This is a genomic window from Caldicellulosiruptor diazotrophicus, from assembly GCF_017347585.1.
Classification (GTDB): domain Bacteria; phylum Bacillota; class Thermoanaerobacteria; order Caldicellulosiruptorales; family Caldicellulosiruptoraceae; genus Caldicellulosiruptor; species Caldicellulosiruptor diazotrophicus.
The window spans coordinates 726,074-749,763 of the sequence record NZ_AP024480.1 but is presented as its reverse complement, the minus strand read 5'-3'; the positions used below and the strand labels follow the sequence as shown (position 1 = coordinate 749,763).

Genomic DNA, 23,690 nt, shown 5'->3' with positions numbered 1-23,690 from the left:
ACTAAAGTGCTATAGGATTCCACTAATTGTTGTAAAATAGTTACAAACTTCACTTTTTGTAAGTAATATTTTTTTGTCAATTGATATAAGATCTGTAAGCAATACCATTTGTGCGTTTATCTTAGTTTTTAGCATATCGCTTATATCTATATGCTGGCAAACTTCCCCCATTAAATATACCTTTGAAAGTTCTTTGCTATCCTGTTCTCTGTTTCTATAAAACTCGTAGAATTTTGAAATATTCTCAACAATCTCATTTATAGTATATGTATAAAAGTATTCTATGAAAGCTTCTGAGTCTTCTTCCTCATTGAACATTCTTTCTAAATCATAATTGGGAAAAGACTTGGAAAGAACAATTTCCCCCTGATTTATTATTACAATAGTAATGAAAGAACGTACAATGTTTACAAGCATTATAAGCTCTTTTTCTGCTTCTTTCCTAACTTTTCTTTCTAAATCAACAAGCTTTGATATTGTGTTTGGTTCAATATCAATCTTTTTTATTTTGAGCCCCAGCTTGTTTGAAACTGTAACAATATCTTCAATAAGACTCTTAGCAAGTGCAACAAGTAAAATTTTCTGCTTTTTTGTTTTTCCTTCATTGAAAACCTTTAATTGCTTATAATCAATAACATAATTTTCTATACTTGTAGGAAAATATTGTCTTGCTTCAAATGTGATAAGGTTAAAAGTTTTTTCTTCATTCAGGCATGGCACTACCAATTCTCTTATTATCATATTTGAAATGCCTGACAAAACAAAGGTTATATTATTTTTTGGAAAGTTATTTTTCAAAAAAATATTTCCAAGAGTTTCGTAAAAAAGATTAGGCTCAAACTTCATATCATTTATAATGAGATTATCCTTTAATTGCTCTTCTGCAAGTTTGTTTATATGAATATTACCTGAAAAATTCCCTTCTGCAATCTTAATATAGTTTTTGCCAAGTTCTATAACAACCTTTGTACTCATATTCTTCTTTTTCCCCTCAAAATAAGATTTCTACCAGTCATATCGTCTGGTATATACAATTTTATATGTCCTTGTCTTTCCTCGAATTCCCAAATCAACTGTATATTGAATTTTTATTTGCGGTGTGACATCTTCAACATCAAAGTTTATTATTTTTCCATCTAAGAAAGAAGTGATATTACCATTTTTTGTTATCCTAATTCCCTTTGTAGAGGGTTCAAACGTTATAGAGATAGCTATGCCAGAAACTGCAGAGTTATCTTCATACACAATCATATCAATTCTTTTAGAAAGAGGATATACCAATATATTCTGTTGGTCTGCCATCTGCAGCCACTGTTTTATTGTATCCTCAAGTCTTTTTGCCTGGGACTCAATTTGAGCAATTTTTGCCTCTTCTTGAACTACCTTAAAATTGTTGATAAAAAAGCTGTACAGAGCAACCACGATTATCCCAACAATTGCAACAACAGCTATTATTTCAATAAGTGTGAAACCTTTTAAAACTCTCTTCATTGCACTTCAACGCTCCCTGGTGGTACGCTATTTAGCACTACTACCCTTTTGTAGCCATGACCTGACACGGGAATTACCTCAATTTTGTTCTGTGCAGAAAAAGTGCTAACATTTCCTCTTGCAAGTACAGAGCCTGTAAATCTTACTATCTCTCCATTAGGTTTGAATGTAATATAAGTTGCAACAGCACCGGCACTGTCCATCAATATTGATGAACCCAAAGCATTTTGAAGTTTTACTGTCTTTGACTTTATATCTTTTAACACAGTTTCTTGTGGAGTAAAACTTGCATCGAATTTTATCAACTGGATTTTTAAAGACCTCTCACCCGTTACAGGGTCAGGAATGTAGTAGTTGTCAATCTTTATGTAATACTTCGATATATGCCCACCCGGCGCGGATGTATATGTGTCATATTCCATCTCAGAATCAATCTTTTCATAAAGCTCTCTTATCATTGCAGCAAACTGGGTTGCAACACTGTTTACATCAGCTCTTTTTTTCATCGCTATATAATTTGGAACTGCAATTGCTAAAAGGATTGCCAAAATCGCCAAAACAATTGCCATTTCCTGCAGGGTAAAGCCTTTAAACCTTTTCATCTTATCCCTCTTCTATTCCTAAAAGCTTTAATCATGTTTTGGATTGCTTTTTACAATGAAAGCTGCTGCTGCAATTGCAGCTGTAATGTCCACTGTAAATTGTTCTTGAAGTTCTGAAAGTCTTTCAAAAAGCTCTCCTTCTTTTGTGACAAAATACCTTGGTGGAAGTCTGTTGAGTGCTAAAGCCATAATATCAAGTTTGCACTTTGGACACTTGCAAACATCAATGTTTTCAAGAACTTTATCTATCATGTTTCCTACTGCTTCTTCCATATAGTTTTTTATTGTATACACCACTTTTGCCCCCTTGCTATTGTTTCAATTTTTTTTTAGGCTATTTTATGTACTCTAAATACATCTTTAAAATAGTATCACCATATAGTATTGTGACAATCAGTGCAGCGGATATAAACGGTCCAAACGGGACTTCGCTCTTCAAACTCTTATTCTTCTTTACCAATACAAATGCTGCAAACACAGCTCCCAGAACAAATGCAAGAAAATTTGCTAAAATAGCTTCTCCTGCTGTAAATCCTGCTCCGCCCGCCGCAATCAAAAGTACATCTCCAAATCCCATTGCCCTGCCTTTAGACAGAATGTAAATTATTAAAATTAAAAGCATTGAGAAAATCATTCCTGAAAAAATGCTCAAAGCAGTCTTTATGCTAACTCCTCTTTCAAAAAATATCTGCAAACATCTTGCAGCAAACAACAAAAGTACGCTCTTTGTTGAAATCTCCATGGTGTCAATGTCAACTGCTGAGATATAAAGAAGAATGCAGTAAATGAAAAAAGCAACAAACATCTCTGTCGTAAAACCATACTTGTGGTAGCACAAAAGCCCACCTGCTGCTGTTAAAAGCTCAACAATGGGATATCTTATAGAAATTTTCTCTTTGCAGAACCTGCACCTTCCTCTTAAGATTATATAGCTTATAACGGGCATCAAATCATACCACTTTATTCTCTTTTTACATTTTGGGCAGTGGCTCGGGGGGAACACAATCGACTCCCCCCGAGGAATTCTGTATATACAGACATTCAGGAAGCTGCCAAGGGTGAGGGAAAGAAATACACATATCACTGTCTCTACATTAAAATTATTGCCCATAAGTTGAGTCTGGATTAGGATAAAGTTCTTTTGCTGAACTAGCAGCTTGACCAGCTTTTACTACCAATTTGTCGTCAGACAAGGTATAGTCAACAAAGAATTTATAATTTGTATTATACTTTGGTTTGTATGAACCTGCATTCATATATTTTTTCAAATCTACAAGTTGCCCGTTCAATGTCACTGTCCCGTTTGTATCATCAACTTGAGCACCACTTACATCTGCTCCTATAGAATTTCCTTCACCTACCCATTGCATGATAGCCGTAGCAATTGCTTTTGCATTAGCAATATCTGCGTTTTTCTTTGCATTGTTAATCTGTTTCAACACCTGTGGAACAGCAATTGCAATCAGTACCGCAATTATTGCCAAAACAACAACCATTTCAATCAATGTAAAACCTTTATTCTTATTATTAACCTGCTTTACAAGCCAAGCCATCATGTTAACATCTACCTCCTATTTTTTTTATTTATAATTTCCATCAAACTCAGGAAAAAGTTCCCACTTATTTGAGTCATCACCCGCATAAATCTTTAAAACTGACGACTCATATTTGTAATAAAAGTAATAATTTTTATTTATCCTTGGCCTTGGCAGGCTTCCTGTAATATATTTACTTAATCTAAACCCGCTTGCGCCACCAATTTGGTCTGAATCAATTTTGTGGAAATTAGCATCTGGAATAATTTCACTCAAGCTCTTCCCGCTTTCTTCCTGCCACATCAAAAATGCGTACGCAATGTGGCGGGCTGTTTGGCTGTCTGCTCTTTTTTGAGCATTCTGGATTGTCCTTAAAACCTGTGGTGTTGCAATTGCAACAATTACTCCAATTATTGCAATCACTACAACAAGTTCAATTAAAGTAAACCCACAAAACTTTCTTTTCATAAGCCACCGCCCTTTTTTATGTGCCGATGCTGCCATAGAGCTTGAACATCGGCATGATGATTGACGCAAGCAAAAATCCAACCATCAAAGCAAGCAGCACAATCATCACTGGTTCAAAAAGAGATGTAAGTCTTGTGACCTGATTTTCTACTTCATTTTCATAGTAATCTGCTGCTTTTTCAAGCATGTACTCAAGCTGTCCTGTCTCCTCGCCAGTTTTTAACATAATATTCATAAGCTTTGGAAAAATCCCCATATCCTCAATCGGATAAGAAAGCCCCTCACCACCTTTCACTCTCTCAATTACCTTGTCAAATTCCTTTTCTATGTAGGCGTTTGACAAGATATTTTTTGTTGTATCCAAAGCCGTTATCAAGGAAACACCAGCATTCAAAAGTGTTGCCAGCGTCCTTGTGAAACGGCTGGTTACCTGGCCTAACATTATCCTTCCTATAACTGGCATTTTTATTTTTATTTTGCCAACAATAACCCCACCTGTTGGTGTTGATTTAAATACTTTATATCCAAATACCAATGCTACAATCGCAAACAGAAGATAAATCCCGTTTTGCTGCATGAATTTGCTTGAATTTATCACAAACCTTGTTGTTGCAGGAAGTTCAACATTGAGCTCTTCAAAAAGTCCAACAAAGGTTGGAATAACGTACGTCAAAAGAATTATTAGCACTATTACCGCTACACTTATAACAATTGCAGGATACATGAGAGCATTTACTATCTTTTGCCTGAGTTTAAGCTCCTTTTCAAAGTGTGTAGCCATCTTGTCCATAGACTTGTCAATCGACCCTGCAACCTCTCCTGCTTCAACCATGTTCACTAAAATTGGTGGAAAGAACCTTGGATGTTCTCTCATAGCACTTGACAAAAGTGTTCCTCTTTCAACCTTTTCATAAATATCACTAATAACTTTTCCAAACGGTCGTCCTCTGTATTGCTGGCGCAAAACGTCCAAACAGCTTAAAATTGAAATACCTGCTGAGAGCATTGTCGCAAACTGTCTGCAAAAGATTGAAAGGTCTTTCACTGTTGATCTCTGCCCAAACGGAAGTTTTATCTCTCTCTGAAGTGTTCCTTTTTCTTTTATTTCTAACACAAACACGTTTCTTGCTTTTAAAATCTCAATCGCCGATTGCTCATCCTCCGCAATTACTGTACCACTAACCTTTTTACCGGAAGAGTCCATTGCACTGTATACATACTCTGCCATCTTAATTCTTCCTACCCCTTTAGAATATCAAAAGCTTGTTTATAAGTTCCTGGTCAGATGCATACATTATTGCATCTTCTCTTGTTATAAGCCCTCTTTTATACAAATCAACAAGAGATTGTTCCATTGTTACCATACCATTTTTAGTATGCGTCTGAATAATTGACTGTATTTGATACGTTTTTGCTTCTCTTATTAAATTTCTTATCGCCGCATTTGCTATCATAACTTCAACAGCTACAACCCTGCCTTTTCCATCTCGACGTGTTAAAAGCTGTTGCGAGACAACTGCCTGAAGCACAGTTGAAAGCTGAACACGTATCTGCTGCTGTTGATACGGTGGAAAAACATCGATGATTCTATCAATTGTTTTTGCTGCACCAACGGTGTGAAGTGTTGAAAAAACCAAGTGCCCGGTTTCTGCAGCGGTAAGTGCTATGGAAATTGTCTCTAAATCTCTCATCTCGCCAACCAGAATTACATCAGGGTCCTCACGAAGAGCAGCTCTCAGGGCTGCCGCAAAACTTTGAGTATCATTCCCTATTTCTCTTTGGTTAACAATACTCTTTTTGTGTCTGTGAAGATATTCAATAGGGTCTTCCAATGTAATAATGTGTAAGTTTCTTTCACTGTTTATTATGTCTATTAGCGACGCTAAGGTAGTTGATTTTCCTGAACCTGTCGGACCAGTAACAAGCACAAGTCCTTTGTTGAGCCTTGTAAAATCTTTTAAAATTGATGGAAGCCCTAACGTTTCAAATTTAGGTATATCCTGTGATATAACCCTAAACGCAATTGCATAGGATCCTCTTTGTTTGAAAGCATTTACTCTAAACCTGCTAAGACCTCTTATGCTGTAAGAAAAATCAACTTCACCAGCTTCTTGCAATCGTTTGTACTGGTATTCATTTGTAATTTCTTTTACAAACCTTTCAGTTATCTCTGGTGTGAGACTCAAATCGCTCATACGTGTAAGTACGCCGTGCACCCTCATGATAGGGGGTGAACCTGCTGTGATATGTATATCAGAAGCGCCTTTTAAAAATGCTTCTTTTAAAATCTCGTTTATATCCATTTAGGCCTTTCCTCCTTCCTCTATCCTCAACTCTTTTTAATTAAACCCCTCGAACATTTAAAATCACTCAAGTGAAAATGTAACTCTTAAAAATTCTTCAACTGTAGTTATCCCGCTTAAAACCCTCTCTTTACAAGCATCTTTCAATGTTTTCATTCCTTCTTTTATAGCAAGTTGTTTTATTTCATCACTGCTTACATCTTTTTTCACAATTAATCTTTTTATCTGATTTGTTACTATCATTATTTCATATATCCCAGACCTGCCGTAATATCCTTTATTGTTACAAAGTGCACAACCTCTTCCTCTGTATAATTTTACATTGTAATTTTCTTCTATGTCAAGAGCCTTTAGTTCTGCTTCGGTAGGAGTGTACTCTTCCTTACAATATGGGCAAATTTTTCGAATAAGTCTTTGAGATATAACACCAACAAGTGACGAACTTATCAAAAAGTTTTCAATACCCATATCAACAAGCCGCGTGACAGCAGACGGTGCATCGTTGGTATGGATTGTGGAAAGTACCAAATGCCCTGTGATAGCAGCTCTTACTGCCATATCAGCAGTTTCTTTATCTCTAATCTCACCTATCATTATGATGTCAGGGTCCTGCCTTAAGATAGAACGCAGGGCTGCTGCAAATGTAAGCCCTGCTTTTGGGTTTACTTCAACCTGATTTATACCATATATTGTACTCTCAACAGGATCTTCTACTGTTATGATGTTTTTTAACCCTGTGTTAAGCTCATTAAGAATTGTGTACAAGGTAGTGGTCTTTCCACTTCCAGTTGGACCACACACAAGAATAATACCATGGGGTGCTGATATAATTCTGTTATACTTTTCCAAGTCATCTTCTGTAAAACCAAGATCTGTTTTCGATTTAATAAATGCTCCTTTGTCAGCAATTCTTATAACTATCTTCTCACCGTAGACAGTTGGAAGTGAAGAAATTCTCATGTCATATACCTTGTCAGCAAACAAGAAAGTAGTTCTACCATCCTGAGGCACTCTTTTTTCAGCAATGTCCATGTTACCTATAACCTTTATCCTTGCAACAAGAGATGGTAACGTTTCAATCTCAAGTTGAAGTATATCATAAAGTATACCGTCAATTCTAAACCTAACTCTAATTTCATTTTCAAAAGGTTCAATGTGAATATCACTTGCACGTGATGTTATTGCTTGCTCAAATATAGAATTTACAAGCTTGACAACAGGCCCTTCCACGTCATCTTCTGAACTTATTTGCATTCTTGTTGTTTGGATTTTTCTTTGAGATGAGCCTTCTTTTTTTAGCTCTTCAATAGCTTTTAGAGCTTCTTGCTTACCGTAAAATCTTTCTATTTGTCTTTTTATTTCAGATGCTTTAGCAATCACCGGCTGGACATTTTTGCCTGAGTATATCGAAACATCTTCAATAGCAAATATATTCAGCGGATCTGCCATAGCAACAACAAGTTTATCATCCTTTAGCTGAATTGGAATTAAAGTATGCCTTCTTGCTATACTCTCTGAAACTAAGTTCACAACCTCAGGGTCAATTACATACTGGTCAAGCTTAACATGTGGAATTCCCAGCTGGAATTCCAGAACTTCTAAAATTTCATCTTCTGTAATATAACCCTTTTCAACAAGAATTTCGCCTATTTTTTTACCTGTTTTTTTCTGAATCTGAAGCGCTTCCTCAAGTTGCTGTCTTGTAATAATTCCTGCCTCTAATAAAAGCTCACCAATTTTTCTCTTTTCATTTACTGGCAACTGAATTCACCTTCTTTTGGTCTTTACCAACTTATCTCTTCTTAAAAACTTAGCCAGCAATCTCACTCAAACCACATTTTTCTTCCAAAAATTCTATCTTCATTTCATCTTGTTTTTTTACTAAGTTATACTTAATACCTAATACTGTAATCAAATATATTCTCCACCCAGATTCCATCTTTTCTATGCTGACAAATTTTACCGTCTTTTCACTTTTTATAACTGGAACAGTATTAACAAAATCACCTGCATAAGAAGGTACCTCTAATATTACAACGCCGTTTTCATCAAAAACCCTGTATGATATATCCTCTGCATCTATATACTTTACTAAAACACCAGCTTCATCAATTTCAACTTTTGAAGTTGCTTTTTCAAACTTTAAAAGAACTTGTGATAAGTTAGATTCTATTTCCCACTGTGCACGGTTAAAGCTTGTTCTTATACTTAAATTTTCCTCAGCAGGTATAAACTCTATAAGTTTTATTATTCCTTTCTCATAATACTGAGAAGTCAATTCAATCTGGTCATATACAATTTTTGACAGCTTGACTTCTAACATACCTTTGCCAATTTGTTCTATCTCTGGCTCTTTAAATAGCTCACAGTCAAAACTAAGTTTCAGATATGCTTCATTTTCACTATTTACAACAACTTCACATACTACAAGTTCAGGTAGTTTTTTCATTATAATTTTAACAGTTCTTTCTTCATCAGAACTTATAATAGCAGTTGACTTTTTATTAGTTTTTATTACAATGCCATAACTTCCATTAGACTTATAAACCTGATAGCTCTTGATAAGGCTGTCTTCAACTTTGAATAGTCCCGTGGAAATAAAGATACCTTTTTTCTTAATTTCTAATTCAAATTGATTGTTTTCTCTTACTTCTTTTAAAATAAAATCATTTTTATTAAGTCCAATGAACTGAATAAAATTCTCAAAAGCTTGAATTTCTATAACATCCAGAACAAATTCTAAATCAAAACCCTTTTCGTGATTATTTACAATAAAATCATCCTTAAAAGAATAAATGTCTATTAAAACTTTATTATTCTCCTCTTCTTTAAAAACAATTTTTTCAACACAACAGCTCTCAAGCTCAACAGGTAATGTGGATATGTTCTCCAATTGAGCATCATGAATTTCAATTCTGATAACCCCATTTTCTTTTTTAATCTCTTTATTTAACTCTCCCTCTCCTCTTATATGCAAAATAGCTTTATTATCTTTTTCTTCGTACTCATAAAAGTTGATTTTGTTCTGTGCTTTCAAAGGTGTTAGGTAAACATCTGTAGATACCTTATCTTTAGCCAAAAGAGAATAAAAACTGCATCTTTTTTTAAGATATATTAGACCCTCATAACCATTTCTAACTCTTTCAATATCTACTTTTTCAATAAACTGATTTTCTTCCACCATAGAATCTTTTATTAGATTTACAAATCTATTGAGTATACTAAATCTTAATTTCTTGTCTTCAACAAGCTCAAGTTCTATCTCAGAAGGCTTAATATTCTGGAAAATAAGTCTTGTTTGCAAGTTATCATAAAGCAAAAATGCTCTTTGCGATCTGCATAAAATAAGTATTCTGCTATTTTCTTTAGATACACTCACTTTACTTACTGGAGTGGATATAATCATGTAGCTCTTTGCTTTATTTGCATAATCTTTTTTAAATTCTATCCATTCAATAAAACCTTCTTCGTATTCATATCGCTTGTTCAGAAGTTCATCTGGCACTTCTAAATCTATAAAATATACATATAACTTATTATTTTCTTTATCGTGTTCCATTTGGACCTGTGCATCCCCAGTCGATGAAATTATTTCAACTATTGTCATATCCTCTTTAGTAAATACATTCCATTTCCTGATTAAATTTGCTTCTTTTAACCTGATTCCAAACGAAGATCTTCCTTCAATCTTTTCAAATTCTAAGAATTTTGAACTTTTAACTAGAACTACAAAACCTTTGAAAGTCTTGAGCACTTCAATTATTTCAACCAAACCATCATTAATTTCCATTACTTCCTCTTTTAATGCTGACTCTTTGCTCAGGATATTAATTTTTAAGTTGTTTTCAGCTTTTTCTACTTCTATGTTTCTTGAAGATATTCCTTCTATTAGCAAAAGTTTTGTCAAAGGATTGTAGGATAGACGAGCAGTCTCTTTTTGTAATAATATCTCAATTATCCTATCGTTTTCTTGTATGTTGAACTTTCGTATATCAGTTTTAATTGCAATGTAAACATTGCCTGAAATCTCTTCTACTTTTATCTCTCTTAAACCCTCATCAGAAACCTTTATGGTCTCTTTAACATTTGGGTCGACTTTACAATCTTCAACGTTAAGTATAAAACCATTACCAATCTTCATTTTACCAAAATTGTATGTTACAGGTTCATTAAAATAAAGGGACAAAACATATCCTTCGTCTTTTTCGAATACCCTTATATCTTCAAGTCTCGCTTTACTATTTTCTTCCTGCAAATCTGACTTAAAATCAATATGTATCTCTTCTTTTTCAATTTTTCTATTTTCTTCTACATTTGTGTTCTCATAAAATGGCTCATTTTTCGTGTTTTCTTCTGCTAATTCTTCTACTGGTAACTTCTCATCTAAATTACTTATTTCAAAGTCAGGTGTTATAGCTCCTTCTAAATTTGGTCCTTCTGAAGTTTCTTCAGAGTTAACTATTTGAAGTCCTATAACCTCTTTTTCTTTCTTTTCACTCTTGCTTTCTTCATCTTTCTTAAGTTCTATGCTTTCACAAACACTTTTTAATACACTTTCTATTTTTTCTTTTGAGAACGGTTTTGTAATATAATTAACTGCACCTTCCCTTAAAGCCTGCATTACAGCTTCCTGTCCTGAAAGCGCAGAAACCATTATTATTTGAATGGCTGGATTTATTTTCTTTATCTCTTTTAAAACATCAATCCCACTCATGTCAGGAAGGGTTATATCAAGTGTAATAATATCTGGCTTTACTTTAGAAGCTTGTTCTATTGCGTCTTTCCCTGTTGAGGCTTCTGCTACAACATTGTACCCAAGCTCAATTAAAATACCCTTTAACACCTTTCTTATAAATACAGCATCATCAACTATCATAATTTTCATTTTTGATACACCCCTCGATTTATGTCCTTATATAAATTATACCACAAAATAACATAAAGTAAAAAAATTTTTGGGAAAATTACAAAAATACTTATTCAAATTGGGCTACTTTCCTCTCACATTGATTTAGTATTTCAGCAATCAAATTTGAGACAATATCAATGTCACCAAACCAAATCTTTTCAGCTTCAACTGCTTGGTACACAAGCATCTTAAGTCCGTTTTCAGTCTTTATCCCTCTCTTTTCAGCTTCCTTCAAAAAGGCGGTCTTAAGAGGATTGTATATCATATCATATACAAAAACTGGCGGGCTCTGCTCATAAATTTCAAAGTCAAAAGGATTGTTTTCAATATTCGGAAACATTCCCACAGATGTTGTGTTAATAATTATATCGTATTTAAACTCATATCTTCTTAGCCATTCTATTGGAAGTATCTTTAAAATGTCTTGAAGAACCTCTTTTAACCTTTCTGCCTTCTCATATGTCCTGTTTGCAACAAACACTTCTTTTGCACCCATCCTGTAAAGTCCGTAGATACAAGCTTTTGCCGCACCACCGCTACCAAGTACCAATATCTTTTTGTCTTTTACATCAACCCCCCTATCCTCTAAGCTTTTTTTAAAACCTATCCAGTCTGTATTGTAAGCCAAAAGCTTCCCATCTTCTTTTTTCACAGTATTTGCCGCTTTTATTATTCTGACATCTTCTGAGACTTCATCACAAAACTTTAAAATATCTTCCTTGTATGGTATTGTTATGTTAAACCCAACAACATCCTTGTCTTTTTTTACCATCTCAACAAATTCTTTTAGCTCTTCAGTATCAGAGAGTTCTAAATTTGAATAAATTGCATCAATCTCAAACTCAGATAGAATCCTGTTATGAATAAAAGGTGAAATTGAGTGTTTTAAGCTCTTTCCAATCAAAAAAAGCTTTTTCATTTTCTCTCATCCTTTTCGTAATATTTTAGAATTTTCTTCTCAAAAATCCTGTTTATCCTTGTTACAAAAAACTCCTTTTCTTTTAATGGTCGGACCAATATCACAAAGAGTTTTAACCTTTTTGCACCTATGACATCTGTAAAAAACTGGTCACCTATCACAGCTGTTTGATGATTTTTCTTGCCCTGATGAAGCAGTATTGATGCTTTTAAAAATCCAGATTTCAAAGGCTTTTTTGCATTATAGATGGCAGGAATGCCAAGCATACTTTCTATTTTTTTGACTCTATCCTTCTGGTTGTTCGAAACAAGGCAAATTTTAAATCCCATCTTTTGAGCCTTTTCAAGCCACTCAATAATCTCGTCTCTTACATCAAATTCACCCCACGCAACTATGGTGTTGTCTATGTCGATAATGAGATAGTTTATTCCTCTTTTTATAAGAGTTTCAAGGTCAACATCCAATATACTTTTGCATATCATGTCAGGCTTAAATTTTTTTAGCATCTTCTCTGCCCTTTCTCTCCCTTTTACCATCTAAAAATTGTCAAAGAAAAAATGAATCTACACAACTTTTTTGTTTTTTGATTTGTGAAAATACAACCTGATAAGGTATAATTTAATTATATTCTAAGCCTTTATAATTTTCAAAATAAATTGAGAAGGGGGAAAAAGCTTAAAAATGGTTGAGGTAAAAAAAGTTGAGTATATGGGCTGGGAAAACTGCTATAAAATCTCTAATGGAAAAATCGAAGCAGTTGTCACAACAGACGTGGGACCAAGAATAATTCATTTTGGATTTGAAGGTGGTAAGAACGTTTTTTGCGTGGTAAAAGACCAGGCAGGAAAAGTTGGCGGTGATGAGTGGAGAATATACGGCGGCACAAGACTGTGGCACAGCCCGGAAGCTATTGAGCGCACATATTTCCCTGATAATCACAAAATAGACTTTGAAATTGTAGAAAATGGCATTGTACTAAAACAACCTATGGAAACCACAACTTTCTTGCAAAAAACAATTGAACTGAAGTTTCACCCAACTGAACCAGAAGTTTATGTAACGTATAAAATCAAAAACAATGGTCTTTTTGAAGTTAAGTTTGCAATTTGGGCTCTTTCTGTAATGGCTCCTGGTGGAGTTGAAGTCATGCCAATTCCAAAGATTGATACAGGACTTTTACCAAGCTATCCTTTGGTTATGTGGCCATACACAAAACTTAACGACCACAGAGTCTTGTGGGGAGAGAATTTTATTATTCTAAAACAGGATAAAAACTGCAAACCACCGTTTAAGATTGGATATCCAAATTTAGATGGCTGGGCTTGCTATTTAATCGATGGAAACTTGTTTATAAAACAATATAAACACATAGATGGTGCCCAGTACCCTGACTTTGGATGTTCTTACGAAACATATACAACCGATTTCATGCTTGAGATGGAAACTCTAAGTCCACTTTACCTTGTGGCACCGGGCGAAGAGATTTCTCATCTTGAGGTTTGGCAGCTCAATAAGGTTGACGCTACTATTGAAAACGAGGAAGATGTCAAAAACCTAATTTTGCCTTTGATAAAAAAGTAAAAAACATTTTCAAACATAAAAGGGGCTTTTCCCTTTCTGATTTTCAGGAAAAAGCCCCTTTTTACTTTCATCTTATGACCCTTTTTGCCATCATAAAAAATCTTCCATAATATGAATTTAGGTCAGTTTCTGTTACACGTCCCCTTGCACTTGACGCATGAATGAACTTGCCACCACCTAAATATATGCCAACATGATTTATATAATTTTTCCCACCATCTGTATCAAAGAAAAGCAAATCTCCCGGTTGAATTTCACTATACGAAATTCTCACACCATTTGCCCTTGCCATGTCAGCTGCTGTTCTTTCTAAATTTATTCCAAAGTTTCTAAACACAAACTGAACAAATCCTGAACAGTCAAAACCAGTTGATGGCGATGTTCCACCGTATGAGTATCTTATGCCACGAAATCTTTGAGCAAACTCCAAAATTCTCTGTGCCAAGCTAAGATTTATAAAAGTTTCTGCTTGACTTCTTTCAAACCCACCACGTGACACTGTTTTTGATACAAGCTGCGATGGCATCTTCAAAAGGTAATAAGCCATATATCCTACTGCGCCATCAAGCGTCTTTACCTTCACCCAGCCATTTTGTTCTTTTGACAGGACATACACCTTGCTACCATTTTTTAATGTCTTCAGCACCTTTGATGAAGTTGACATATCACTTCTCAGGCGTGCATTGTCTTTTAAAACTGTGGCTTGCGCAATTATATCAGCCGTTTTTGCTACACTTGCTCTTGAATTATTTAAAACTGCGCTCATTTTTTCATTCGTAATAGCTATGTAATCAGACTTTACATACCCAACAATTCCATCATACGAAATCTTTACCCATCCACCTGTATTTGACAAAACTTGTGCTTTAAACCCTTTGGGGAAAACTCCTAAAATCTTACTACTTGTTGAAGGTGCACTTCTTATATTTATTGTGGATTTTGCCTGGGCTGACTGGGCAAAGGCCTTTGCAGAAAAAAACATCAAAAAAATTACAAGAAGTATAGCCATTAAACTTCTGAGATTCATGCAAAAACTCCCTTCTTGAGGCTTACGGGATTAGCTGACGGGTTCGGGACAAGAAGGCTATCCCTACGGCAACACTTTTGCCGATTCACCCCTGACTTACTTTGGGTCTCCCGCTGTCTGAGCAATTTTTACAATTTGCTCAGACATTCAGCCTATGAAGTTTATTATTTTGATGTTATTATTTTATTACAAGTCACTTTATTCTGTCAACCCTTTTTTACAGAATTGTTACGCAAATATTTCTGAAATATTACAACCCCATCTCTAAAAGCCCAAGTCTTCTTTGACCAGCACAACCTTGATTCTTCCCTTTGCAGGAGACCTTCTTGTTACAACAATATGGCTGCAGATGCACTCAAAACTTAAACAATCATGGCATTTTCCGTCCTGGGTACAGGGTGTGTTTCGAGAAAGTCTTTTTGAGTTCATAGGAGATGCTATGTTCCTTACTCTCAGCAAACCTTGTTCCTCGTTTAAAACAAGCTTGTTCTTTCCGGCAATCACTATTACATTTTTAGGACCGAAAAGAAGCGCTGCAAGCCTGTTGCCATTCCCATCTATGTTTATGAGTTTTCCGTCAAGTGTTATTGCGTTTGTTGACATAAGATAGTAGTCAGCCCAGAAAGATTTTCTGTAAATCTCACCAAGCTCCTCAGGTGTTATTCCTTCTTTGTATCTGTCCAAAAAGTTGTAATTGCCATTTCTCAGAAAATCTATCACACCACATTCAAAAAGTGTCATTGACCCACCGCATGATACCATGCTGCCTTTTGAAATGAGTTTTTCTAAAAGAGGTACAACATCTTCTTTTTTTTCAACAACAAAACATTCAAAGTTTCTTGCCTCCAAGTTTTTCTTTACAGTTTCAAAGTTTGTATCCAACCACCATGCCTTATTTTGATTCATTTTAAATCACTCCTTTACATCTTTTACATTTGTTTCTCTTAAGATATAATCTTTCAAACTCTCACTGTTTGAAACAACTAAGGCTTTTTCTCTCAAGCAATTGTAAAGATTTGTTGCAAAACCGCCTGTAAAATCGCGTTTTGAAATATCCTCCTCTTCAATTATGCAAAGCTTATTAGCATACCTTAGCGCCTCTAAGTTTTTCAGGTTCTGAACACCAAACGGAATACTGCAAAGCACGCACAGGTCTGCCTTGCTGATTAGCTGAATATTTTCAATATACTCTTTTTCTCCAATTGGCATAAAAGGTTTCGTAAAAACTGTATAGATGGAAAAAAGCTGAGCTGTTTCAAAGTCTGTATCGTTTGTGGAAAGTACACCTGTTGTGACTTTACACCCCATTTCAACGAGCATCCTGAAAAGAAGCTGTGCGCTCCCACCTCCTGCAACAACATGAACGTGCACAGCTTTTGGGTCTTCTCTCTGGATAAGTTCTATATCAAATATCCCAAATGGATTTTTGTAAACAACTGCGTCAACATTGTACACCTTTTTGATGTTCTGTTGGTTTAGAACCTCATCTGGTCTTCCAATATCTACAATTTTACCATCTTTCATTATAATCACGCAATCGCACACTTTGGCTGCAATTTTCAGATTATGAATTGCCATTATGACAATCTTGCCATCAAGCGCTTCCTTTTTTGCAATTCTTAAAATTTTTTCTTGATGGGAAATATCCAAGTTTGAATTTGGCTCATCTAAAAGCAAAACTTTGCTACTTTGAGCAAGCACACGTGCAAAGGAAGTTCTTTGCCTCTCACCACCAGAAATCTTTAATATGCTCAAAAGTTTTTTGCTGGAAAGATCAACCTGTTCTATTTTCTCCTCCGCGATTTTTTTGCTCTCGTAGGTAGCAAAGAACCTGCTCTTTTCATAAGGAAATCTTCCCATCATCACAACATCAAGCACTGTAAATGGAAAGCTTGAAAAGATGTGCTGTGGCATGTACGAAATAAGCTTTGCTCTTTCTATGTCGGAAAGCTTGCTTATCTGCACATCACCAAAACAAATCCTGCCTTCAAAAATTTTGACAAGCCCTGCTAAAGCCTTTATTAGTGTACTTTTACCACTTCCGTTTGGTCCAACAAATCCATAGACTTTCCCTTCTTCGAACTTAAGTCTTCCATTTATCTCAACAATGGGATAAGAGTAGCCGCATTTAAGGTTCTCAACAAAAAGAGGCATTATTCTATACACTCACCTCATTTTCACGCTTTTTCAGAAGGTACAGAAAGTACGGAACCCCCACTAAAGAGGTTATAATCCCCACCTTTACTTCAACCGGTGAAAACAATACTCTTGCAATTGTATCACACACAATCAAAAATATTCCACCACTTAAAATTGAAGCAGGTATCAGCCTTCTATAATCGCTTCCAACAATGAGTCTGAGCATGTGGGGGACAATTAGCCCAACAAAGCTGATTGGTCCTGAGACAGAAACCGCTATCCCTGTTATGAGCGAAACAAGAACAAGCAAGGTTTTTTTCAGCTTTTCTGGATTTACTCCAATTGTAAAGCTTTCTTCCTCTCCAAGTATCAAAATGTTTATCCTCTTTGCAAACAGCAAAGAAAATAACATTAATATACAAAGAGGAATAAAGCTAATCTTCACATGTACCCAGCTGCGACCGTCCAAGCTTCCAAGCATCCAAAATATATATTCGCTTACCTGATACTGATTTATGTTTGAAAGAATCAAAGAGTTTATTGAAGACACAAAGGTTGAAACTGCAATACCAATTAAAATGAGGTTTGTAATGGGCGTTTTGTTGTTCTTGGTTGAAAGCCTATACACTAAAAACGAAATCAAAAGCGCACCTGCAAAAGCAAACAATGGTAAATAAAATATGTTTATGGTGTTGAGCGAAAAGGCTATACAAACAATAGCACCAAAACTTGCACCGCTTGATGTTCCAATAATTCCTGGGTCTGCCATGGGATTTCTGTAAAGTCCTTGAACAAGCGCACCTGCTATGCTTAAGCTCATCCCAACAATCATGGCAATTATTATTCTTGGAAGTCTTATTTGTCCGACAATTGTCAAATCCATATCATTCGTTGGACCAAAACTTATACCTATGAGCGATAAAAGTGCCTTTAAAACACGAAGGGGAGGGATAAAAACACTTCCCACCCCTATGGATATTATAAATACTGTCAAAAGCAGAAGAGCTAAAATAATCAAAACCTTTTTCAACTGTACCACCACTTATAAAAGCCTTATTTGAAAAGATACGGATATGCAGCTTTTGCCAAGTCATAAATACCTTCAACAATATAGTGCGAAACTGTTTGAACGTGCCTATCATCAAGAATAATTACGCTGTTGTTCTTCACAGCTTTCAGGTTTTTGAAAGCAGGGTCTTTTTTGAACTCCTCTACGTACTGCTGAGAAGTCTTTTTTGGATTGTACGACGCAGATGGAATAACAATGATGTCTGGGTCCCACTCCAAAATCTGTTCTTTTGAGATAGTTGGCCAGCCTTTCAATCCAGCAACAGCTGCTATATTTATAACCCCTGCATACTTTGCTATTTCATGCTGTGTTGTATTTTTACCATATGTTGAGTTGAAATAGTATGTGTAAAAAAGCACATACTTCTTTTTTCTCAAGTATTTTACTTTCTTTTGCACAAAATCAATTTTATCATCCATGTACTTTATAAGAAGTTGGCCCTTTTGTGTTTCACCAGTTAATTTTGAAAGATTTATTATTTCCTGCTTAATATTTGCAATTGAATTTGGATTTAAACTGACATATATTGGACACTTAAGACCTTTCTTCAAAAGGTCATACTTTGACTTGTCAATGTAATAAGGTACTATAACAAGGTCAGGTTTTGCAGCAATTATCTTCTCAATATCATTGCTTGAGTATCTTCCTTTCACATTCTTAGCAAGATTCACAACATTAGAATTGTTATTATCATCAGCAAATATAGAAAGCCCAACAATTCTGTTACTTGATACCATATTGAGCAAAATCTCATCTGTCTGAAGCGCAAGCGACAAAATCCTTTGAGGTTTCTGTTTTACAGTTATGCTATATCCTTTTCCATCCTTGACTGTGACAGGAAAGTCGGCAGCATGAGAATAAAATGGAATTAAAGCTAGCGCAAATGCAATTAAAACAACTATTGCAACTAGTTTTTTAGAGAACTTCATCGGCATATTCAACCCCTTTGTATGTAATAATTTGCTTGCATTATTATATCACACAAGTTGCTGGATGTCTATACTAATTATTTCTGTTTCTTCTGGTAATAAATTTAATAAAGTAGGATCAAAAAGAAGATCACGGTTTGCCCACCTTATATAACCACTCACTGGTGATTTCAAGGTGTACGTCTTGTAGATTGACTCAATTCTTGCAAACTCCTCTCCTTCTTGAATATACCCTGACGTCTTGAAAAACTCAAACATCACAATGTCACCAAGCTCTATCTCCAAATTTTTGGTAATACCTACCGAAGCAATCGAACCATTAACTTCAACCCACATATCCCCAAAAAGAAGCCTCTCACCATACAGCATCCTTTTTCATTCCCTTTTTTCGAAGTATTTTTATTTATCAGTAAAATTTTTAAGCTGCTCGTAAGTCATCATACCAACGTTTTTCGCTATTATCCTTCCATTTTCGTCAATCAAAAATGTTGTGGGTATTCCTTCAATCCCAAATTGTGCAGAAACCTTTCCATCTTTGTCAAGAAGCACTGGGTATGAAACTCCCATTGAATTTAAGAATTCCTCAACTGTTGCTTTATCTTCTTGAATATTAATGCCAATCAAGACAACATCTTTGTTTTCTCGATGGAATCTTTCAAAATCGGGTATTTCAGCCCTGCATGGTGGACACCATGTTGCAAAAAAGTTGAGTACAACCTTTCTGCCCCTAAAATCCAACAGTGAATACTCTTTGCCATCCACTGATACAAGTTTGAAATTAACTATACCTTCGGCAGCCGTATTCTCTTTTGAGCGCGACATAATCTGGTATACTAAAATCCCAATCAAAATGGCGCTTATCAATATAAAGATAACACTTTTGATTCTAATATTCAACATGAAATATTCACCTCTTTTTTAATTTTTCAAATTTCTACCTGAAGAAATTTATCTTATCAAAGAATGCAAGCATACCAAATGCAATCAAAAGCGCACCTGTAAAATACTCTATTGCACTGCTGTACCTATTCAACATGCCAAAAAAAGCTTTTAGCCTGTCTATTAAAAAGCTTGAGATCAAAAACGGTACAGCAAAACCTATCGAATAAATAAAAAGCAGCATCGCTCCTTTTAAAAGAGTCTTTGAAATAGCCGCCATGCTCAAAATAGAGGCCAAAATTGGTCCTACACAGGGTGTCCAGCTTATGCTCAAAACCATTCCTAAAATCAACGGTGAAGCATTAATATCCAAATTACCTTTACCCTGTATAGGTATAAAAATCCTTTTTAAAAAATCTGGTGACAAGTCAAGCATCACCAGACCCATCAAAACAATAACTATTGCTGCTATCTTTTTTAGCACAAAACTGTACCCAGAAAAAACACTGCCTACCACTGCAGCAAGCACTCCAAGTGCAACAAAGACAATTGAAAATCCCAGAACAAACAAAAAGCTATTTTTTAACCTGTTACCTTTTTGAGAAAAAAGATATAGAACATACACCGGTATAAGCGGCAAAATACACGGAGAAAAAAAAGACAAAAAACCAGCTGTCGCTGCCGCTAAAATATCTATTTTCATGATATTCTTCCCCTTTGTTATTTGATTTTGTACCCACCATTTACAATTACCCACACGTCATCCAGAGCTTTAAATCCTCTACCATCACTTCTTGCCACTAAATAAAAATGGTTAAATAAAAGTTGCTGGTTTGAACCCACATCTTTTGCACTTGTCAAATCAATGATTGTTGCCCCTTTGGGCACCACAGAAATAGCTTTTCCAACTCGTACCACAAACTCTGTTGATGCATCAAATAAGATGGTCTTGCTTTTTGGTACCTTAATAACCTCGTAACCTTTAGTGTATACAAAATCGCTCTTTTTTGTTACTAAAGCGCCTGAGACGTTTTTAAGTTTGGCATCAAGCTGCTTAGTTTGCTCCTTTAGTTTTTCAATCTCGGAAGATAAATTGGCAAGCTGGCTTTGCAACTTCGGAATATCTTGTACTTGCCCTGAGGAAATATTTGTATCCATTATTTTCTTATCTAATTCATTTATTTTATTGTCTATGTACGACTTTAACTGGTCAACCTGTTTTTTCAAAAAACCGTATGTGACAAGTGCGTTGCTGTCAATTGACTGAGAAAATGCAAATATAACTCCCATACTTAGCACTCCTGCCACCAGAACAAGTATCAAAAAATTTACGCCTTTTTTAACCCTGCGCCTTCTTTCTTTTTCCAATCATATCCCTCCGCTGTCCATTCTATTAGCCCAAGGCTTATCAGAATTGCCTGGTTTACCTTTTCCATGACCTCATCAGAAAGTTTGCCAACCTTATTTTTGAGTCGCACTTTGTCAATTGTTCTGATCTGCTCAAGTAAAATGACAGAGTCACGGCTGAGACCAAACTCACCCGCACGAATCTCAACATGCGTTGGAAATTTAGCTTTGCCAATCTGTGAAGTTATCGCAGCCACAATCACAGTTGGGCTGTATTTGTTCCCTATATCATTTTGAATTACCAGAACTGGTCTTATGCCGCCCTGCTCAGAACCAACATGTGGAGCAAGGTCAGCATAAAATATGTCTCCCCTTTTGATTTCAAGTGGTGGTTGATTTTGATTTTGCTGTATCACTTTCTCCACTCTCCGCTACCCTACTTTCTTCTATTCTATAAAAATCATACCCAAAATCATCATAAATTATATTCTCATATTTTAAAAGTCCTTCAAAGTCAAGTGCAACCCATTCGTTTGCAATATTTCTATTTAGCTCTGCATACTTTTTATAACAACTTTCAAGTTCTCTTTCAATCTTTTTCAGCTTTCTTTTTTCAATAGCTGTCCTCATAAAACTATCATCATAAGAATTACTTTTATACTGCAAAAGGAATTTCACAAATCGTATTTGCGGCATCTCATTTCCCCCTTGCAAAACAAAATATAAAAAACATGTAGGAATAAGCGGATGAGCTTATTATCATTATACGGTTTTTGAAAAGAATAAATCAATGTAAATTTTTCATAAGATATAGTTTAATATTTTGACAACTCGCCCATCCTTTATATAAACCCGTGGAATTCGCTTGCTAAACGAACACACAACCTCATAGTTTATAGTGCCAATCTGATCAGCCAAATGGTCAGCCAAAATCTCATTTTTTCCTTGTTTTCCTATAATGACAACTTCATCACCAATCTTCACATCTTCAATATCGGTCACATCTACCATGCACTGGTCCATACATATACTCCCAACAACCTTAGCAAACTCACCTTTTATGAGAACATGTCTTTGGCTGCTCCCAACGCGTGTAAACCCATCTGCATAACCGATAGGTATAGTGGCAATTTTGCTTTTGCGTGTAGTTATATACTTTCTGTTGTAGCTTATTGGGAAGCCTTCTGGCACCTCCTTCACATTTATAACTCTTGCCTTGACAGACATCACAGGCTTGATACTTATATGCTCTTTCAAGCTACTATTTGGATAAAGCCCATATAGAATAAGGCCAAGTCTTGCAATATCAAGTTGATACTGGGGGAAACGGATTGCCGCACTGCTATTTGCAATGTGCTTATATTTAAAGTATACCCCATTTTTATTGAGTTCTTTCACAAAGTTTTCAAATTTTATAAACTGTTCATGCGTAAAATCGTCCGAATCTGGATCGTCTGCAGATGAAAAATGAGAGAATATTCCTTCAAGTTCGATGTTCGGCAGCTTAGCAATATTTAATATGGTGTTTACGCTCTGTTCACAGCACAAAAATCCAATTCTTCCCATTCCAGTATCAACTTTGATATGTATCTTGGCTTTTTTACCTATCTTTTGCGCTGCCTGGCTAAGATAATATGCCTGCTCATACGTGTAAACTGTTTGGCTTATCTCGTTTTCAACAACCTGCTCAGAAAGTTCAAAAGGAGTAAAACCTAAAATTAAAATTGGAACATCAAAATTGAAATGTCTCAGTTGTAAAGCTTCGTCAATTATTGCCACAGCGAGCATACTAACACCATTTTTTACAAGTACTCTTGAAATTTCAACCGCTCCGTGCCCATATGCATCAGCCTTCACCACTGCCATTATTCTTGTTTGAGGTAAAATCTTTTTCTTGATATTTTCAAGATTGTATACCAAATTATCAAGATCAATCTCTGCCCAAACTCTGTTGTAGAGCGACACTTTGCTCATCCCTCTCTGTATTTTTTGTATTCTGTCAAGTAGATTGTTTTTACAAATCTTTTATCCTGATATATTACTCCTATTTTATCCAGTTTGCCGTCCACAAAGTAGAAATGAAGATACCTTATATCATCTTTAAGCTCTAACGTAATAATTGTTTGATTTTCTTGAACTACAATTGAGTATTTTTCTGCATTTATTAGCTTATCTATATAGTAGTCCAAAAATATGTCCTGGGCAATACTTTTAATGTTTTTGCCATCCATCAAAACATTTCCGTCCTCTTTTGTCAGCTTTATTTTTCTTGTGCCTTTTACAAACTCCGCCTCAACCCTCCCATCAATTCTCTTTTCTAAAAACGAGTACTTCGAAACACCATCTTTTGAAGAAATTTCCACATAACCTCTTGCAATATAGTCAGGAAAAATTTTTAAAGCAGGACGTTGAACAGTATTTTTGCATCCGGGAAGTTCAAAAAGCAGCATAACTACTATACACAGCCAGAGTTTTTTAGACAAAAACCTCAT

Annotated in this window: 27 protein-coding genes and 1 riboswitch; of the genes, 1 reads left to right on the top strand and 26 read right to left on the bottom strand. The window is 35.3% G+C overall.

Going from position 1 to position 23,690, the window contains the following annotated elements; all coding sequences use genetic code 11:
- Positions 1–9: 9 nt before the first annotated feature.
- The 13 genes from pilM to CaldiYA01_RS03305 form a co-directional block, all read right to left on the bottom strand.
- Positions 10–975: a pilus assembly protein PilM gene (pilM, locus tag CaldiYA01_RS03365; protein WP_207181346.1), complete on the bottom strand. Its 966-nt coding sequence runs from the start codon at positions 973–975 to the stop codon at positions 10–12.
- A gap of 30 nt (positions 976–1,005) precedes the next feature.
- Entirely contained in the window at positions 1,006–1,491 is a 486-nt protein-coding gene (locus tag CaldiYA01_RS03360; RefSeq protein ID WP_207181345.1) for a prepilin-type N-terminal cleavage/methylation domain-containing protein, read from the bottom strand.
- Positions 1,488–2,093 carry a prepilin-type N-terminal cleavage/methylation domain-containing protein gene (locus tag CaldiYA01_RS12455; protein WP_207181343.1) on the bottom strand — a complete coding sequence of 202 codons (606 nt, stop codon included), beginning with the start codon at positions 2,091–2,093 and terminating at the stop codon, positions 1,488–1,490. The genes CaldiYA01_RS03360 and CaldiYA01_RS12455 overlap by 4 nt, the downstream gene beginning before the upstream one ends.
- 27 nt (positions 2,094–2,120) lie before the next feature.
- Positions 2,121–2,387: a late competence development ComFB family protein gene (locus CaldiYA01_RS03350; protein WP_238480583.1), complete on the bottom strand. Its 267-nt coding sequence runs from the start codon at positions 2,385–2,387 to the stop codon at positions 2,121–2,123.
- Between the two features lie 40 nt (positions 2,388–2,427).
- Positions 2,428–3,204: a prepilin peptidase gene (locus tag CaldiYA01_RS03345; RefSeq protein WP_207181341.1), complete on the bottom strand. Its 777-nt coding sequence runs from the start codon at positions 3,202–3,204 to the stop codon at positions 2,428–2,430.
- On the bottom strand, positions 3,194–3,649 hold the full coding sequence (locus CaldiYA01_RS03340; RefSeq protein WP_207181339.1) for a prepilin-type N-terminal cleavage/methylation domain-containing protein: 456 nt from the start codon (positions 3,647–3,649) through the stop codon (positions 3,194–3,196). Before CaldiYA01_RS03340 ends, CaldiYA01_RS03345 begins: the two co-directional genes overlap by 11 nt.
- Positions 3,650–3,673: 24 nt before the next feature.
- Entirely contained in the window at positions 3,674–4,096 is a 423-nt protein-coding gene (locus CaldiYA01_RS03335; protein ID WP_207181337.1) for a prepilin-type N-terminal cleavage/methylation domain-containing protein, read from the bottom strand.
- Positions 4,097–4,112: 16 nt separating this feature from the next.
- Positions 4,113–5,324 carry a type II secretion system F family protein gene (locus CaldiYA01_RS03330; protein ID WP_207181335.1) on the bottom strand — a complete coding sequence of 404 codons (1,212 nt, stop codon included), beginning with the start codon at positions 5,322–5,324 and terminating at the stop codon, positions 4,113–4,115.
- 19 nt (positions 5,325–5,343) lie between these two features.
- Positions 5,344–6,399 (bottom strand): type IV pilus twitching motility protein PilT, encoded by a 1,056-nt coding sequence (locus tag CaldiYA01_RS03325; RefSeq protein WP_207181333.1) that lies wholly within the window; start codon positions 6,397–6,399, stop codon positions 5,344–5,346.
- A gap of 63 nt (positions 6,400–6,462) precedes the next feature.
- Positions 6,463–8,160 carry a GspE/PulE family protein gene (locus CaldiYA01_RS03320; RefSeq protein ID WP_207181331.1) on the bottom strand — a complete coding sequence of 566 codons (1,698 nt, stop codon included), beginning with the start codon at positions 8,158–8,160 and terminating at the stop codon, positions 6,463–6,465.
- 49 nt (positions 8,161–8,209) lie between these two features.
- A complete protein-coding gene (locus CaldiYA01_RS03315) occupies positions 8,210–11,284 on the bottom strand; it encodes a response regulator (RefSeq protein ID WP_207181323.1) in 3,075 nt (1,024 codons plus the stop codon).
- Between the two features lie 91 nt (positions 11,285–11,375).
- Positions 11,376–12,227, bottom strand: a complete 852-nt coding sequence (aroE, locus tag CaldiYA01_RS03310) for a shikimate dehydrogenase (protein WP_207181321.1) — start codon at positions 12,225–12,227, stop codon at positions 11,376–11,378.
- Entirely contained in the window at positions 12,224–12,733 is a 510-nt protein-coding gene (locus tag CaldiYA01_RS03305; protein WP_207181319.1) for a YqeG family HAD IIIA-type phosphatase, read from the bottom strand. The genes aroE and CaldiYA01_RS03305 overlap by 4 nt, the downstream gene beginning before the upstream one ends.
- Before the next feature lie 175 nt (positions 12,734–12,908).
- Between CaldiYA01_RS03305 and CaldiYA01_RS03300 the strand changes: the two genes are divergently transcribed.
- Positions 12,909–13,808 (top strand): hypothetical protein, encoded by a 900-nt coding sequence (locus tag CaldiYA01_RS03300; protein ID WP_207181317.1) that lies wholly within the window; start codon positions 12,909–12,911, stop codon positions 13,806–13,808.
- Between the two features lie 67 nt (positions 13,809–13,875).
- On the opposite strand, the gene CaldiYA01_RS03295 is transcribed toward CaldiYA01_RS03300, so the two are convergent.
- From CaldiYA01_RS03295 to CaldiYA01_RS03235, 13 genes are all read right to left on the bottom strand, one after another.
- Positions 13,876–14,835, bottom strand: a complete 960-nt coding sequence (locus CaldiYA01_RS03295; RefSeq protein WP_207181314.1) for a C40 family peptidase — start codon at positions 14,833–14,835, stop codon at positions 13,876–13,878.
- Positions 14,836–14,839: 4 nt separating this feature from the next.
- Positions 14,840–14,998: riboswitch (cyclic di-AMP (ydaO/yuaA leader) on the bottom strand.
- Positions 14,999–15,099: 101 nt separating this feature from the next.
- Positions 15,100–15,741 carry a lactate utilization protein gene (locus tag CaldiYA01_RS03290; RefSeq protein ID WP_207181313.1) on the bottom strand — a complete coding sequence of 214 codons (642 nt, stop codon included), beginning with the start codon at positions 15,739–15,741 and terminating at the stop codon, positions 15,100–15,102.
- 6 nt (positions 15,742–15,747) lie between these two features.
- The gene (locus tag CaldiYA01_RS03285) at positions 15,748–16,989 is read right to left on the bottom strand and encodes an ABC transporter ATP-binding protein (protein WP_207181311.1); all 1,242 of its coding nucleotides are present in this window, start codon (positions 16,987–16,989) and stop codon (positions 15,748–15,750) included.
- 4 nt (positions 16,990–16,993) lie between these two features.
- Entirely contained in the window at positions 16,994–18,013 is a 1,020-nt protein-coding gene (locus CaldiYA01_RS03280; RefSeq protein ID WP_238480615.1) for a FecCD family ABC transporter permease, read from the bottom strand.
- A 14-nt stretch (positions 18,014–18,027) separates the two neighbouring features.
- A complete protein-coding gene (locus tag CaldiYA01_RS03275; protein WP_207181307.1) occupies positions 18,028–18,978 on the bottom strand; it encodes an ABC transporter substrate-binding protein in 951 nt (316 codons plus the stop codon).
- Between the two features lie 42 nt (positions 18,979–19,020).
- Positions 19,021–19,341, bottom strand: a complete 321-nt coding sequence (locus CaldiYA01_RS03270; RefSeq protein ID WP_207181306.1) for a glycine cleavage system protein H — start codon at positions 19,339–19,341, stop codon at positions 19,021–19,023.
- A 30-nt stretch (positions 19,342–19,371) separates the two neighbouring features.
- Complete coding sequence (locus CaldiYA01_RS03265) at positions 19,372–19,872, bottom strand: TlpA family protein disulfide reductase (RefSeq protein WP_207181304.1); 501 nt, start codon at positions 19,870–19,872, stop codon at positions 19,372–19,374.
- A gap of 34 nt (positions 19,873–19,906) precedes the next feature.
- Positions 19,907–20,554 (bottom strand): cytochrome c biogenesis CcdA family protein, encoded by a 648-nt coding sequence (locus tag CaldiYA01_RS03260; protein WP_207181302.1) that lies wholly within the window; start codon positions 20,552–20,554, stop codon positions 19,907–19,909.
- Between the two features lie 17 nt (positions 20,555–20,571).
- The gene (locus CaldiYA01_RS03255; RefSeq protein ID WP_207181300.1) at positions 20,572–21,219 is read right to left on the bottom strand and encodes a hypothetical protein; all 648 of its coding nucleotides are present in this window, start codon (positions 21,217–21,219) and stop codon (positions 20,572–20,574) included.
- Entirely contained in the window at positions 21,180–21,623 is a 444-nt protein-coding gene (locus CaldiYA01_RS03250) for a type II toxin-antitoxin system PemK/MazF family toxin (protein ID WP_013290985.1), read from the bottom strand. Before CaldiYA01_RS03250 ends, CaldiYA01_RS03255 begins: the two co-directional genes overlap by 40 nt.
- Positions 21,580–21,894, bottom strand: a complete 315-nt coding sequence (locus tag CaldiYA01_RS03245) for a hypothetical protein (RefSeq protein ID WP_207181298.1) — start codon at positions 21,892–21,894, stop codon at positions 21,580–21,582. The genes CaldiYA01_RS03250 and CaldiYA01_RS03245 overlap by 44 nt, the downstream gene beginning before the upstream one ends.
- Before the next feature lie 105 nt (positions 21,895–21,999).
- Positions 22,000–23,172, bottom strand: coding sequence for an alanine racemase (gene alr / locus CaldiYA01_RS03240; RefSeq protein WP_207181296.1), 1,173 nt, complete (start codon positions 23,170–23,172; stop codon positions 22,000–22,002).
- The gene (locus CaldiYA01_RS03235) at positions 23,169–23,690 is read right to left on the bottom strand and encodes a hypothetical protein (RefSeq protein WP_207181294.1); all 522 of its coding nucleotides are present in this window, start codon (positions 23,688–23,690) and stop codon (positions 23,169–23,171) included. The genes alr and CaldiYA01_RS03235 overlap by 4 nt, the downstream gene beginning before the upstream one ends.